This window comes from Methanosarcina mangrovi, assembly GCF_052057765.1.
In the GTDB taxonomy this organism is placed as follows: Archaea; Halobacteriota; Methanosarcinia; order Methanosarcinales; family Methanosarcinaceae; genus Methanosarcina.
Map to the genome: position 1 here is coordinate 3,837,590 of NZ_CP195120.1, position 15,735 is coordinate 3,853,324.

At 47.7% G+C, this 15,735-nt stretch carries 10 protein-coding genes; 1 reads left to right on the plus strand and 9 read right to left on the minus strand.

Annotated elements, in window-relative coordinates; all coding sequences use genetic code 11:
* Nucleotides 1-153: 153 nt before the first annotated feature.
* From ACSAZL_RS16940 to ACSAZL_RS16975, 8 genes are all read right to left on the minus strand, one after another.
* On the minus strand, nucleotides 154-3,063 hold the full coding sequence (locus tag ACSAZL_RS16940; RefSeq protein ID WP_440945771.1) for a DEAD/DEAH box helicase: 2,910 nt from the start codon (nucleotides 3,061-3,063) through the stop codon (nucleotides 154-156).
* Nucleotides 3,064-3,537: 474 nt separating this feature from the next.
* Nucleotides 3,538-5,193: an amidohydrolase gene (locus tag ACSAZL_RS16945; RefSeq protein WP_440945772.1), complete on the minus strand. Its 1,656-nt coding sequence runs from the start codon at nucleotides 5,191-5,193 to the stop codon at nucleotides 3,538-3,540.
* Nucleotides 5,194-5,542: 349 nt separating this feature from the next.
* Nucleotides 5,543-7,078, minus strand: coding sequence for a lysine--tRNA ligase (gene lysS / locus ACSAZL_RS16950; protein ID WP_440945773.1), 1,536 nt, complete (start codon nucleotides 7,076-7,078; stop codon nucleotides 5,543-5,545).
* A 544-nt stretch (nucleotides 7,079-7,622) separates the two neighbouring features.
* A complete protein-coding gene (locus tag ACSAZL_RS16955; RefSeq protein ID WP_440945774.1) occupies nucleotides 7,623-10,769 on the minus strand; it encodes a PocR ligand-binding domain-containing protein in 3,147 nt (1,048 codons plus the stop codon).
* Nucleotides 10,770-11,048: 279 nt separating this feature from the next.
* Nucleotides 11,049-11,903, minus strand: coding sequence for a metallophosphoesterase (locus ACSAZL_RS16960; RefSeq protein WP_440945775.1), 855 nt, complete (start codon nucleotides 11,901-11,903; stop codon nucleotides 11,049-11,051).
* A 217-nt stretch (nucleotides 11,904-12,120) separates the two neighbouring features.
* Entirely contained in the window at nucleotides 12,121-12,963 is an 843-nt protein-coding gene (locus ACSAZL_RS16965; protein WP_440945776.1) for a M20/M25/M40 family metallo-hydrolase, read from the minus strand.
* 90 nt (nucleotides 12,964-13,053) lie between these two features.
* Nucleotides 13,054-13,371, minus strand: a complete 318-nt coding sequence (locus ACSAZL_RS16970) for a hypothetical protein (protein WP_440945777.1) — start codon at nucleotides 13,369-13,371, stop codon at nucleotides 13,054-13,056.
* A 349-nt stretch (nucleotides 13,372-13,720) separates the two neighbouring features.
* Nucleotides 13,721-14,092 carry a hypothetical protein gene (locus tag ACSAZL_RS16975; RefSeq protein WP_440945778.1) on the minus strand — a complete coding sequence of 124 codons (372 nt, stop codon included), beginning with the start codon at nucleotides 14,090-14,092 and terminating at the stop codon, nucleotides 13,721-13,723.
* Between the two features lie 206 nt (nucleotides 14,093-14,298).
* Here ACSAZL_RS16975 and ACSAZL_RS16980 point away from each other — a divergent pair, with 206 nt between their 5' ends.
* Nucleotides 14,299-14,583 (plus strand): hypothetical protein, encoded by a 285-nt coding sequence (locus tag ACSAZL_RS16980; RefSeq protein ID WP_440945779.1) that lies wholly within the window; start codon nucleotides 14,299-14,301, stop codon nucleotides 14,581-14,583.
* A 174-nt stretch (nucleotides 14,584-14,757) separates the two neighbouring features.
* Here ACSAZL_RS16980 and ACSAZL_RS16985 read toward each other — a convergent pair whose 3' ends face one another.
* The gene (locus ACSAZL_RS16985; protein ID WP_440945780.1) at nucleotides 14,758-15,687 is read right to left on the minus strand and encodes a S16 family serine protease; all 930 of its coding nucleotides are present in this window, start codon (nucleotides 15,685-15,687) and stop codon (nucleotides 14,758-14,760) included.
* Nucleotides 15,688-15,735 lie beyond the last annotated feature (48 nt).

Below are 15,735 nucleotides of genomic sequence, written 5' to 3' on the forward strand. Positions count from 1 at the left end.
ATTATAATTCGTTTTTAAATATTACTCAAACAAGAACCTACAAAAAATAGAAAAACTCAGACTTAATTTAATAATCCAAAAGTAAGTATCTAGCTTTCCTTCTTACTCGACCTATCTATCTAATACTGCCCCTTTTTCAATATAATTCCTTTTTTATTCCCAGAACTTCTTCGTCTTCACATAATTCCTCTCCGCGACCAGAATATCCCTGTAAAATGCCTCCTCATCCACCCTCATCTTTTCAATCACCCTCGATGCCGTCTCAGGTCCGACTCCCCTGCTCGCAAGCGCAATAACGGCTTTTTTCCCCTGCGAGTTCACGATGCTGGCGTTCCGGTAGACTCTCTGAATACGTTTTTTCTCTTCGGCGGAAATCGGGACGCCTTTCCCCTGCTTCCTGACCAGTTTGATTTCCTCATCTTCCCAGGGCTTGAGGGCTGCAACCATTCTTGAGTCGCAGACCGGGCAGATGATTTCTTCGGGGACGTTTTTGACCTGGCGGCGGGAGGTCCATTTCTTGCAGGTCGTGCAGAAGAGGATTATGTTGTCGTTCATGATGCGTTCCTTTAAGGCAAGCACAATTGAACGGTCGGCTTTTTCCGGGGCTACGAGGTCTTTTTTCATGGCAAAGCCGGCTGAGCCGATCGGGGTCGGGCCCGAGACCTCGACTGCAATTTCGCCGAGTGCGAGTTTTGTAAGGACTTCTTTTGCCCTGGGGACGTCGAGCATGTCGTGAAAGATTTCACGGACCACCTCGTCGTACATGGAAGAGCCCTCGTAGATTTCGAGGAGCTTTTTCATGCTGATCCTGTCGTAGTCAACGTCCCGGGAGAGGGCTCCGAACTTGCGGGCTACGTGGACCATTTTCCATTTCATGAGGGTCGTGTTCTTCAGGGTCATTTCGATGATGGGCTCAACGTGCTCCGGGCGGAGAGATGTAAGCATGTCCCGGATCTGGATAGGGCCCACCCTGCGAGGGAGGGTCAGCCTGATCCTGTACGGGTCTACCTCCTGAGCGACACTGCTCCCGAAGCGTGCCGACAGCAGGGAGGTAAGAACCCTTGCCAGCGTCCCGTTGGTATTGTGTCCGAAACAGGCGTTCAGGGTCACAGCGTCTCCTTCGTCTTCTATCACTATCGTATCGGCGTCCGGAAGCGGGAAACCTCCTTCAACCTGGTCCCGCAGCAGGCGGATAACTTCAAGCACTGCTGACTTTGAAACCGGATATTTCAACTGCAGCTTTTCGGCAACTGCCTCGTCTTCGAGCCCTTCCAGGAGGAGGGCAGCAATCTCAGCCCTGAGCTTTCCCACGTCCTGCGCCACTTCGAAGGGCACGGGGATCTCTTCTCCGGTCCAGCTCGGGACTTCTCCCATACCTTCGACCGGCTCGACCTTGATCCTGTCCCGATTGGGCTCCCGTTCGCGGTCCGGCATTTCAATGACCCGCCACATATCCCCTTTCGTGATGAAAACGGCTCCGGGTTCGGCAAAGTTCACCACGAAGGCTTCGTCCAGCACCCCGATGGACCTTCCGCTCACGATGTCATAGATCTCGTACTTCTTTTCGTCCGGGATCATGGAGAGGTTATCGTAATAATATTCCCAGCTCTTCCTGCGTTTTTTCACAATTTGCGAGCCTTTCTCGTGCCAGACCAGTTTGTAGTCCCCGATCTGGTCAACAACCCGCTGTAGTTCTTCGGGCCGCAGGTCCCTGAAAGGGTACGCCCGCCTGAGAATCCTGAAAATCTTTTCGATCCCGACTTCCCCGAAGTCCATAACCATGCCTGCAATCTGGTTTGCCACAACGTCCAGGGAGTTCACGTGCGGGGAAATATCTTCAACCCTGCCTTCGAGTGCAGCCTTCGTAATTGCCATGCTCTCAGCAGTGTCATCGGCTTCCATGGAAAGGATCGTGCCCCGCGAAACCTCATGCAGCCTGTGCCCTGCCCTCCCGACCCTCTGGAGCAGCCTTGAAACCTGGCGAGGGGAACCGTACTGGACCACCCGGTCAACGTTTCCGATATCGATCCCGAGTTCCATTGACGAAGTGCAGATAAGGCCTCTGAGAGCTCCAGCTTTGAACGCCTCTTCAGCTTCCACACGGGCTTCAACGGAAAGGGAACCGTGATGAACTCCGACGGATGCCCCCAGTTTCCGAAAACCTGCAGCAAGGGCTTCTGCGCTCTGCCGGGTATTTACAAAAATAAGGGTAGACTGGCTTTCTTCAACGATTTTCCGGATCAGGAAAAGATGGGAGGCAAACTCGGGCTCACATCCCACGGTCCTTGCGATTTCCAGGACTTCTTTTTCCCCGACCGTATCTTCGGAAACATCTTTGGCTGCGGCTCCGGCCATACCTCCCCCGGAAAGATGAGGGCTGACCACATCGAACTCCAGCAGCTTCAGAAGCGCCACTTCAATAACCGTAAAATCCCGGTTTGCCCCTGCCAGGAACTTTGCAATCTCCCAGGGGTTCCCTACAGTTGCGGACAGTCCTATCCTCTGGAACTCCCCTGAGATTTCCACAAGCCGCTCAAGCCCCACAGCCAGCTGGGTTCCCCGCTTTGAGCCCGCAAGTTCATGGATTTCGTCCACGACTACATGGGTCACAGTCTCCAGGTTCTTCCGTAAGCGAGAGCCGGAAAACATCGCCTGCAGGGTCTCGGGGGTCGTTATCAGCAAATCCGGAGGGTTTCGGGACTGGCGCTGCCTTTCGCTCTGGGGAGTATCCCCGTGTCTGACCTGCACTTTTATGTCCAGCAGCTTCCCCATAACCTCTATTCTTGAGAGCATATCCCTGTTGAGCGCCCGCAGGGGAGTGATGTAAAGGGCAGAAATCCCGCTCCGCTTCTCCGGCTTTTTCCTGAGGATAGCATTAAAGACCGGCAGTACAGCCGACTCGGTCTTTCCCGAGCCCGTGGGTGCAATCAGAAGGGTGTGCTTTCCGTCCAGGATGTGAGGAAATGCCCTTTCCTGCGGCTCGGTGGGGCGGGTAAAGCCCAGGGTTATGAGAGCTTCCTGAATTTTCGGGTGAAAAGAGTTGAAGTCGTTATTGAAGGTCATTTTTCCTGAAATTGGTTTTTTTTAGAATGTATTGGATAAACGTATTGGATAGTAAATTTTAGTTCGAATGATTTAGTTGCTGTGTAGTTAATGATGATATAAATGCTTGTTATAAATGCTTGTGTGTAAGATAGTTCAATGAAATGAGATCAAGAAAAGAATTAAAAAATATCAGGAAAGATATCCGAACTATCCCCATTACAGAGAATGTTCACACCCTATAAAACCGGTATGTTAAGAACATTAAACATTACACACCCAATTCACATATCCGAAACCGGAAACGATCCTGAAATATCCAGTCCGCCTATTGCGTCCGAACAAATTCATTTGTTTGAATCGGACTGGAGTTTCAAGGCTTTCTCAAGCGTGTTCTTGTAGATTTTATATCTTCGTTATATCTTCATGAACACCGTAAAGTTCTCTTCTTCCGATTGCCGGACCCACCTTCTTTGGCAGTCTACTGCTCTTCATCTACTGCTCTTCACGACGATAAACACTTCGACCTTCTTTGATTGTCTCCATCACTTTGAGGTTGCGTACATCATCAGGTTTCACCTTCAAGGGATTCTTGTCAATGATTACGAGGTCGGCCAGCTTGCAAACTTCAAGCGAACCTTTGGTTTTCTCCTCCCTGTATTGCCAGGCCGCATCGAGTGTGAGGGCCTTGAGTGCGGTCAAAACGTCCACGCACTGGTCAGGACCCAGCACCCGACCACTCCTGGTTTGACGGGTAATAGCTGTCCAGATGGTCATGAACGGATCGAGCGGTGTGACGGAGAAATCCGTGTGGTTGCTGAAACGAATACCTCTGGCTTTTGACGCCGCCATCGGGCTGATGAAGGAAGCTCGCTCTTCACCGGTGTTCTGCACATGGATGTCACCCCAGAAGAAGACATGATTAGTAAAAAACGAAGGAGTAAGCCCAAATTCCACATAACGATCTAGCTGGTCATCCCGAACGAATTGCGAATGAACCACTACATCACGACGGTCCTGATCCGCTTTCACGCCGATTTCATCAAATGCCTTGATAAGGTTTTCAATGGCCCCATCGCCATTACAGTGGCAGTAAATGCGTGCACCGGTTGCATAGACAGCTGCCACCATTTTGGCAAAAGTCTCATACGGAAAAGTTGGCTCACCGCACCAGGCAAGTTCACCTCCAGGCCCGCGTGTGAGAAGGGGTTTTGACCAGTAGGCCGTCTTACCCTGGGGAGAACCATCACCAAACAGCTTCACACCCCCTAGCTTAAGACGATGGCGATACGCAGGGTCGGTAAGGTTCTCTCCGCTGAACTGCCTCAGGTCGGTGACCATGGGGAGCACGACGAGGTCGAGGAAAAGGAGGTTTTTCTCCGCTGCTTTTCTGATCGTGACGAAATCAGCATAGTTCGTCGCACCTTCCTGAATCGTGGTGTAACCGTTGCGGGCGTACTCCAACTGCGCCTGCTTAAAGCTCGCGAATTTTTCCCCCTCTGCGGGCTGAGGCATATCGGCAAAAATAGGAAGAAATGCAGTTTCCATCAGGAGGCCGGCGGGTCTATTACTACCTGGAAGACGTGCAATAATGCCGCCATCGGGCGTCTCTGTCTTCTCCGTCACATCCGCCTTGGCGAGACCAGCGGAATTCAGCACCGCCCCATGGTTTGATACGTGAATCAGCATGACAGGGTTATCCGGAAATGTCGGATCAAGGTCGCTGATAGTGACATCACGTTTTTCATGTAGCTCGTTCGCATCGTAGCCATAGGCAATGATCCATTCACCTTTCTCGGGCTTCATCCTGTCAGTGTGTGCCTTGACAGTGGCAATCAAGCCCGGGATGTCCGTGACCGGCCCTACGGGCGGAGGTGAAACATTGGCCCAGCTGACAATCTGCAATGCATTATTGAAATGACTGTGTGCATCAAGGAAGCCAGGCAAAAGCGCCCTGCCGCCGAGATCAACGATTCTGGTGGTGCTGTCCTGTGTCTTCAGCACCTCCTCCCTGCTGCCTACTGCGAGTATTCTGCCATCCTTCACGGCCAGTGCTTCAGCCGTCGGCGCTGTGCAGTTCATAGTGATGATATCGCCTCCCTGGTAGATGACCTCAGCAACGGTACCCGGAGAAAAAGTCTGTCCCCCCATGATGTCCCCCACGATTTATTCCCTTTCTAAAGAGTTCTACCCCCAGCAGCAGTCTATATAGAGCTGAAGCAATTCAATTTATGGAGGCAGATATATAAATTAGCACACATTAATTTGCATATTGCTTACTTATAAATTCCCTTTTTTCAAAAAACAAACATGAAATTCTTCAAATAACGCTCAAAATTGAAAGAATAAAAATGAAAACATGAAAAAAACAAAAAAATAAAAATAAAATATGGAAAAAAACAGGGAAAAATTAAATTCCCCGACAAGGCCTGCTAAACTTATGTGAGTTTTAGTATTCCTTAGGGTTCAGCATTCCTTGGGGTTCAATCTTCCTTCTGGTTCAGTCTTCCCTTTTCATCTGCGGGAAAAGAATTACTTCCTTGATGGACTCGAGACCCGCAAGAATCATTGTAAGGCGGTCGATTCCGAGTCCCATGCCGCCTGTTGGGGGCAGGCCGTATCCGAGGGCATTTATGAAGTCGTAATCGACGGTCTGGGCTTCAAGGTCTCCGAGCTTTCTTTTCTTGTCCTGGTCCTCGAACCTCTTTTCCTGCTCGAGGGGATCGTTTAATTCGGAATAGCCGTTTGCCAGTTCCCAGCCGTTGAGGAAGAGTTCGAAACGCTCGACAAAACTTTCTTTTTCCCTGTGGTTTTTAGCGAGAGGGGAGTTTTCAACCGGGAAATCGTAAATGAAAGTCGGGTTTATCAGCTTGTCTTCTACAAGGCCTTCAAAAAGCAGGGCAAGGAACTCTCCGTGACTCTTTGCCTTTTCGTAATCTTCGATCCTGTTCTGGATTGCGATTTGCTTCAGTTCTTCAAGCGAGTGGGAAAAAACGTCAAGACCCGCATACTCTTTTAAGGCGTCTTCCATGGAAATCCTCTTCCAGGGGGAGCGGAGGTTGATCGTGTTTTCTCCCATTTTGACTTCGTAGCCGCCTGTCAGCCTGAACACGAGTTCCGAGATCAGGGCTTCGGTTAAGTCCATCATGTCGTTATAATCCCTGTAAGCCTCGTAGACCTCGATCATTGTGAACTCGGGGTTGTGGGTCGTGTCGATGTCTTCGTTTCGGAAGTTTTTGGAAATTTCAAAGACCTTCTCGTAGCCGCCGACGACAAGTCTCTTGAGGTAAAGTTCGGGGGCTATCCTCAGGAAAAGGTTCTGTCCGAGGCAGTTGTGGAAAGTCGTGAAAGGCCTTGCATTTGCTCCTCCGTACACGTTCTGGAGGATAGGGGTTTCAAACTCCAGAAATTCCCTGTCAGCAAGGAACCTGCGGATTTCCGAGATGAGCTTGCTCCTCATTACGAAAATCTCCCGCTTTTCGGCATTGACTATGAGGTCAAGGTATCTCTTCCTGTACCTTGTTTCAACATCTTTTAAGCCGTGGAATTTTTCCGGAAGGGCGCAGAGGGATTTTGAGAGCAGAGAGAACTCGGTTACACTGATCGAGTTTTCCCCTCTTTTTGTCCTGAAAAGTTCACCCTGAATACCTATAATGTCTCCGGAGTCCACAAGGTTCTTGAAAGTCTCGAATTCCTCGTCAGGGAGGTTTCCTTTCCTGACAAGGACCTGAATTCTGCCGGTCTGGTCCCCGAGATCGGCAAATATCATTTTACCGTGCTTTCTGATATTGTAGAGCCTGCCTGCAGTCCGGACAGATAAGCCCTCGTTCTTTTCAAAGTCCTCGAATTTTACCAGGATCTCGCAGATATCCCCGTTCTTTTCGAACCTGTAGGGATAGGGATTAAGCCCCTGGCTTATGATACCGTTTAATTTTGCAAGTTTTGAGTCGTCAAAAGCCCTGGAGCCCGATAAATCAACATCATCAGGCAGAGGCATATTTTCAGACGGGTCCGTGTTGTTAATTTCCATAGTCATTGAATCAGTACATCCTTTTCAGGTGATACAAATAAATAAACAAGTAAATTGACCAGTAACTAACCGCTAAACTGAGCGGAATCGATCCGAAAATCGATTTATCCCGATCAATAGTTAATCAGTAAGCAATCAGTAAATCGCTCAGCAATTTAACCATAAATAAATCAATAATCAATAAATCAGCCGGACCCACAGCAGAAGAGAATTTGAAAGAGATTATCCGGGTCCTGTGAGTTCTGTATCCCTTCTACGGCTGAATGTTGAAATTTGAATTATCAGGAATAATGACCGTTTATTAGCCGAATTCCTGACATTTATTTTTTTCCATACAGCCATGCATTTTATATAAACGTTGAGAAAAGGAGCAGACATATTAATGAAAATGGCATGTTTCAGGAGAAAAATCGCTCCCACAGATTGCTGCAGAAATACTCTATGCTTATCAATTCACAGGATTTTTTCTACAGGGGCTTTTCGTAAGGAATTTCACAGGATTTTCACAGGATTTTCCACAGGATCTTTGTACTGGATTTTTTCACAGGATTTAGGATCTTTCCGTCACCCTGAATTCGATTAAAAATTTCGTCCCCTGATCACGTTTAAGGTCAATATTTCCATCCAGTTGATCAACAAGGATATTTACTAACTGCAGGCCAAGGGATTCAACAGTTTCTAATTCTAAGTTTTCAGGAATTCCTTTTCCGTTATCTGAAATTGTCAGGCTGAAAAGGGATTTGTTTATTTCGCGATCCGGTTCTTCCCTGCAAAGCCGGATTCGAATATCTCCTTCTTTTTCAGTAAAAGCATGTTTAAGAGAATTCGAAACGAGTTCGTTAACAATAATTCCTAACGGGACAGCAATGTCCATATTGAAGAAGGAATTTTCTTCCAGGTCCATATGCAGGTGAACATTTTTACTGCAAAGGCTGTAGGTCTGGAGAAGATTTTCAGCTAACTTTTGAAGATATGCCGAAAAGTCCAGGGTGTCGGTTCCTCCACCTTTATAGAGTTCCTCATGGATAAGGGACATCGAGAGTACCCGGCTCTGGCTTTCCCTGAAAGCTTCAAGTACCTCTTCATCCAGGAACTTTTCAGCCTGGAGGTCCAGCAGAGAAGAGATTACCTGCAGGTTGTTCTTGATCCTGTGGTGGATCTCTTTTTTCCTGGCCTCCTCAGTTTTTGCCAAGGCTTCTTCTGCCCTGATACGCTCGGTAATATCTCTGGCAATAGCTGAGATGGCTACAGGCTCTCCTGAGGCATCAAAAATAGGAGAGAGAGTTATTGAAACACTTATTATGGTACCATCCTTTTTTAGCCCTAAAGTTCTGTGACGCTGGATCTTTTCTTTCCGTTTAAGCTTTTCAGTTAACTGTTTCATATCCCCTTTAAGATGAAAAGGCTCAAGTATTGACGCATTTTTCCCGAGAATTTCTTCGGCCGAGTACCCATAAATCTGCTCTGCCCCTTTATTCCAGCTGGTAATGACCCCGTCAAGAGATTCGGTTATGATAGCATCGTCCGAGGATTCCACGGCATCTGCCAGGATCTTAATTTTTTCTTCTGTCCTTTTACTTTCTGTAATATCCTGGACTGTCCCTCTCATTCGGAGAGGGTTATTTTTCTCATCAAAGACGGTTTCTCCCTGCACATGAACTACGCGGTTTTCTCCATCGGCCAGAATAATCCTGAGATCAATGCCAAAGGGCATTCCGTTTAAAGCCCTTTTAACGGTATCGTTCACATATTCCCGGTCGTCGGGGTGTATGAGATTTAAAATGTCAGTGTATGGCCAGCCAAATTTCCGGGGACTACCCCCAGCAATACGAAAAGCTTCATCAGACCAGTACATTTCATCGGTTACAAGATCCCAATCCCAGATTCCAATATGAGCCATTTTTTGGGCTTCAGAGAGTCTTCTCTCATTTTCCACCAGGGCCTTATAAGCTTCTTCAAGTTCAGCCGTGCGTTCTTTAACTTTTTCTTCCAGATTGTCGTATGCTTTTTGAAGGGCCTCCTCGGCCCGTTTGCGCTCGGTGATGTCTATGAATGCAGCAACGGAACCTCGAGGGTTACCTGTTTCATCATGCAGGGGCCTGGCGTTACCCAGCACGTGCCGCATCACGCCGTCAGGATAGACAAAGTCGAACTCGTAATCAAGTAACTCTGTACCGGCAGCCGAGACATGCAACGGCAGATCTACAGACGAGAGCTCCACTCCGTCCCTGAATACCTTGAAGGTCTCGGGCCTCTCTTCCGGAGGAGAGGATTTGGATGCGTTTGAACCTGGAGGAATGCGAAGCCATTCGTATGAAAGCCGGTTACCGGTTATGTGAAGCGCCCGAGGATCGTGAGCGATCCACACGGCTGTGGGCACCGCATCCAGTAATACTGCCATTTCATCCGAGCGAGCTCGCTCACACTTCTCGCTCTTCCTCAGTGCGTCCACAAGCGCCTCACGTTCCGTCAGTGACTGGGCAAGCCTGACATTGATGTAGCTTAGCTGTGAGATCATGTGGGCAAATTTCATGAAGAAGGACATGACCGTGTCCACATACTCCCTGCTCAAGCGCGGAACTTTTTCAAGCGCTGCTATGTATTCTTCCTCATTGAAACCGTATTTCCTGGCCTGAGCCCGGAAAAGCTCATAGTCCAGAGGCTCGTCCTCAAAAAAGAACTGTCCGGAGAAGATATTGCCTACATGCTGCCCTCCAACCACGATGGGCGTCGCTACGTCCCACATATTATTCTTGCACCGGTATAGTTTAAACTTTCCAGGAGCAACACCTGCGGATAGCTTTGTGTCACTCTCTATGCAGTGCTTACAGGCTTCGGGATGGACCCTGTGGAATCTGGTGCAGATATCCTGCCATCCGACCCATACAAGAACATTGCCTTTGAGATCGACCAGGCCTATGGTAACGTGTGAAAACTCATAGAAATCGTTCATCAGGGACTGAACTGCCCCGGTATCAATAATCTCAGCAAGCTCAAGGTTAGCCATCTCCTGGGAAGGAGAAAAAATGTTCTCCAGATTCATCCCGGGGCGCGGCTCACTTGAGAGCATAGCCTCTTCTGCCTGTTTTTTCCCGGAGAGATTTTCCCATCCGGAATTATCCATCCGTTCCCATTTACCTTCCCTTTTGATCAAGGCAAATTGGTGATTGAAGGTCACGTCAATAATATCGGCTGCACTGCACATCTCGAGGAAATACGGGCACAGAGATATTATTGGTCGTTTCCTGATGCTGGAATCCGCTTTTTTCTCATAAGCTACAAAATCGTTCCAGTTCTCTTTTTTCAGCCAGGAAGTAGCCCCTGCCACCCTGAGCCCTTCGTAGCCCCTTGATAGGACCTGATCTAACTTTTCTACCCACCCGCTTATGACCTGCTCGGAATCGAAAATCCCCTCATTTACATATCCCTGAGTATGGGGAACAATTTCGATCTGCCCTTTAGCCAGGTAGGCATCAATATCAGGAATGGCTGTCCTCAGGGCTTCTTTTGCCTCCTCTACTTCCAGAGGTTGCGACATGACCCAGAAGCAAAATTCGTTATTTTCCAGCCCTGATTTGAAATAGGGGATAAGTATGTCCGTCAAATCTTCTTTTGTCTGGTAGAACTGGCAGAAGTGTGTCCCCCAGGGCACATTTCCGATAACTTCAATCCCAGACGATCTCAAGTTTCCTCCCATTCCACTCTTCTCCGGTCACAAAACAATTTTGGAATTCCAGTTTAATTGTCTGAGGGTAATTGTCAATTTCATAAAGATAGTTGTATACTAAAGAAAAATGTTACTGCTAAATGGTTCCAAAAGAGAAGCCAGGACATAAAAATTGAATAACGTGTCTTTTTTGGTTGGAAGTTTGGAAGTCCAAACGAAAATGTATCTATTTTCCGTGCAAACCAGGGCATGTTACAAAATCCAAGCGAAAAAACTATTTTTGCATCAAAAGTTGCATGCCCGGTCAGTTCACAGAGGACTTCCAGAAGGACGTTTTCTACTTCCAGCCCTGCTTCTGATCCTTGTATGCTGTAGTTTTCGAATATTCTTGATCAGCCCGAGCCTTGTCCCGTCCAGGAGGTACACTTCGGCATTATCAAGCTCAATCCCCCCTGAAGAAAAAACCGGACCCAGGAGGTCTTCCTGTGTTGACTCATTAAAGGGGACGCCTCCGCAGAGTTCGTTAAAAGCTGGCATGATAAAGACTTCAGGGTCTGCCCAGTCTTTCTCATTCTCAAAATCAAGGTTTCCGAAACGAGCCTTAAGGGTTTCGACATTGAATCGGGTCCTGATCCAGGCAGGTTCAACTATGGAATACCCGAAGGTATCGGTAAAACGGACTGTGGGATGGTTATGGGCAGTAATTACGCGGGATGCAGCAAGAAGTTCAGGGGCAGGCCAGGTATGTCCATGGAAATATCCAATTCCGTCAAGGACAGCACCTCTTGCAGAATGGACTTTTATATCCTTTTGCCCGCTGAAAAGAAACTCAATCCCTCCATCGTGGTTGCCAGGGAAAATATCCACATGTGCGTGTTCTGCAAGTGTTTCAAGAAAGAGGGGAATCTCATCCTTCTCCTGCCAGGAAACCTGAGGGACATTGTGCTTCACATCCCCAAGGAGCACTATACGGTCAGTGGAACACGTTTGCAGATATCCGAGAACCCGGTCAAGCCTGTCTTTGATCCGGCTAGGCAAATTGATCCCGCTCTTGTAGAGATCCCACTCGATCCCGAGGTGGATGTCGGCAATTACAAGGGCAGTTTCCGTGTTCCTGACGATAAGGGCAGGTTCTTCAAGGATTGGAGTGATTTCAGGGGCCATAGTGGTGGAAAAATCATTTTTAAGGATTTGAAAAAATTATTTTTTTCTGAAAGGAGAGCTGATCTTGGGAAGAGAGCATAACTCTTCAGACCCGCAGCAATATGTAGTTCACGATATTTAAATGGTCGGACGCTGGCGAATCGTATTCAATAGGCAGGAGTGGAATATTGTGATACAAAAGCGCGATTCTTGAAAAAAATCAGGTAACTGAGAAAGATCAGGAGACAATGGAGAGAATAACAAAGAGCACGGTTTCGCCCTGCAAAATCCGGAAATTCACAACCACAGTGGCAATTGGCAGCATAACGTTTTCCTTGACGCCGCCGTTGACCATCGTGACCGCTGTGATGGTGTGAAGCATCGCAGTGGTTTGAGAGCTGGTGAGCATGTATTTGATGAACTGATCCTCGCTAGTGTTTCGGGCTTGCCACCCCACTGTGAGGTTTTCCGTATACTCCAGGGCACGTTCTTGTTCTGTAGTCTCTGCCATTTCAGTCCCGTTGCCAAAAGCAATATCTTCCAGAATCTCGTGGGACTTCTCTGGGAGTTCCGGTCCCAAGAAACGCATCTGGTCCCGCACGGGCTGTGTGATCCGGCAAGGGAATGGGGTGGCCTCGAGTTTGGTGATAGCCTGGGCCAGTATGCTGATGTTGGAGTTATTTGGCGGCATGGCGGAGTGCCCGCAGGAGCCCGCTACCTTCAACTGCATGGTGGTGTAACCCTTTTCCGCTGTGCCAATCAGGGCAATTGGAGCGGTGATACCGGGGAACAGGCCGGTGGTCAGTGGCAGGCCCTCATCCAGAACCAGTGCGACCTCATTGATACCTCGAAATTTCAGCTCTTTCACAATCTGCTTCAAGCCTTCAGGGCCCATCACCTCCTCGTCCTGTCCGAAGACCAGATAGATGGTGCGGGTTGGCTGAAATCCCTGTTTAAGGTGCATCTCGACGGCTTCCGGGATGGCAAGGATCATGATCTTAGCCACGACCCATATGTAGCCATCGGCAATATCTCCCGAGAAGGCGCCGTGCTCCCACTGCTGTTCCGTGCCCGGAACCACCGGTACTACACCTGGTGGCCCATCAGCACGATCGGTGGCAGAGACAGATTCTTGCCGCTCCAGGTGTAGAGCAGGCTGAACTTGCGGGGATCACCGAGGATCTCCCATTTCAGGGTTTTGTGAATAAGCGGGTAAGGTGTCCACAAGGTATTGATGAAAATCATTGAAGGCTTTCTCATCAAAATCGCTGCGATCCTGATTGGAGGTGGTAGGGAAGGTGATGGCTTTGGCCAGTCTTTTGGCTGCCGCATCTGCGTCCACAGGCATATCCACTACCGCGATATCTTTAATCTGCAACGAATCAAAAACTCTTTCTTTAACGATGCAATTCCCCTTGATATACGAAATTATTTCTCCCACGTGGTCTGCACAACGATTATGCGAAGCTCTCGTCAGATACCTGGACACCTTGATCTAACTTTTTTGGAAACTCGTGGCAATTACCCGCGACAGAATTCTTTCATCCTGCTCTCCCTGCTGAACCACAACACGAAGGTAATGCCTGATAGAAATTACAGTTCGTCCTTCTGTAGATGGAGAGGCAACAGTGGATAGCTCATTATATAAAAAATACTCATGGTTTTATAAAAAAGACATATTAATCCGAGTTACTGAAATTAGAGAAGGGATTTAAAAATCGAACTTGAGATCCTTTACAATGGTATATACTGCTATCAGGCACAAAGTAGAAGCCTCCCCTTGTTTCGTCTCTCATGAGAAAGAAATGTCAGGGACCTTATCACTAACTTTTATGTCTTCATCTCAACTCTTTTTCCGAAAGTTTTTCGACCTTTTCCGAGAGCTCTTTCATCATCTCCTGCATCTCGGCAAGCTCGTCCTGCACCTCAAGGATCCTGTCATACATGGGGCTTCGGTTGTCCTTAACAGCCTGTTCCTGGGAAAAACGCTGTTTGCTCGGCAGGACATAAATGTACACAAGCAACATCGCAACAAAGCCTATGATACTCAATCCCGTAAGAAAGAGCAAATAATGAGGGAAAACAGTCCTGATATACGAGTCTCCTTCACTGTAATACTGAAGCCGGGAAATCATCAGGAAATTGAGGATTGAAAACAGAAACATCGCTTCTCCCACAAGAGTAAGCAACCCTCCTACCCTGGTGGACATCCTCCTCTGTTTTGGGATCAATTTTTCAAACACTCTGGTCACCTTTGTGATTCAAAAATAGGAGATAAAGGTTTAGATATAAAAATTATGACTATCAAAGAATATAAAATATGGCAGGATCCGGCTCATTAATTACTCGGTGCCCTGACAAGAATTCAGCAAGCTTTTTTATAAAAGCGCCCCTATTAAAAAGAGGGGAAACTGCTATGGTGTATGTAGTTATAAGGCACAAAGTAGAGGACTATTCCGAATGGAAACCCTTTTTTGACGAACACGGAACTACAAGAGGAAAAGCAGGGTGCAAAGGCGGACAGCTCTTCTGCAGTTCAGACGAAACAAACGATCTGTTTATTCTTTTTGAGTGGGATAAAAAAGAAAATGCAACTGAATTCATAGAATCCGAAGATCTGAAAGAGACAATGCAAAAAGCAGGGGTAATTGGCAAACCGGAAGTCTACTTTTTAGAGAAAATAGAAGATTTTCCGGTCTGATTTGTAAAATGGCCCGTGAATTCCAACCGCCAAAGGCAAAATGAAAGGGGAAAAAATAAGGGAGAAAAAAATCCCTTTCCCTAACTTTTTTAGAAACAAAACCGTATGACGACATCGATTTTATATCTGATATATTTTATGTCCTATGAGTTTACATCTTATTGATTTTACATTTCATTTGAGTTGAAGCCCTTCATACTCCAGCACGTCCTCAATAGTGTCCACGTACTCAACGTTTATCCCGATGTTCTTCTCGATATATTCTTCTGCGTCCACAGTTTCCGGAACTCTCTGGACGACATCAATTCCTCCGATTTTTCTGGTTACAAGTTTGTAAGTGACAAGCTTACTGTTTTCTCTGGGCAGAAGGAAGAGAGTTTTTCCCCCGGCTTCTGCCGCCGTAGCTTTTTCGAAGACCCCGCCTATTTCCCCGACATTCCCTTCATCGTCAATGGTGCCGGTAAGAGTGATGCTGTCATTAAGTTCAGTGCCGTTGATAGCGGAAATAGTAAGAAGGGTCATGAGAGCTCCTGCACTTGAACCGTCAACACCCGGGATCTCCTGATCGGAGGTGATGCTGAAAATAACGTCACTGCCTGAGAGAGAAACCCCGGTCTCCTGCTGGGCCACGAAAACTGCAGTATTTGCAGCGTCCTGAAAAATCACGCCCATAAGAGGAGTGGTCTGGACAAGCACCCGACCTTTTCCGGACCTGGTTTCAGCCGAGATATTGAGAAGGGTGCCCTCTTCGGAAACCACCTCCCGGATAAAAGGACCTGACTTTTCCAGTTCAACGTTCTGGAAGACGGCAGGAGCCTGCAGAGTGGCAAAGCCTTCCATACCTGCAGGGCATGCCTGGAGATTATTTTCGAGTTCGAAGACTCTCTCACGGTAGAAGTCCAGCTGGGAAGCATAGGACTGGAGAGACTGGTTATTCTGAGTTACCTGCGTTTCAAGTCTTTCATTTTCCTTTTCAAGGGAATTTATACGTTCCTGCATTGTCTTGACCTGCTCCCCCTCAACCGGAGTCTGAGAGAAGAAAACAAAGTAAGCATTCGCAACAAGCGAAAGGACAAGGATAAGGGTAAGAAGCTTGGATTTCATATAGTGAATTACTTTGCACGGCTTGTACTTATTTTTTCCTTCAAGAGT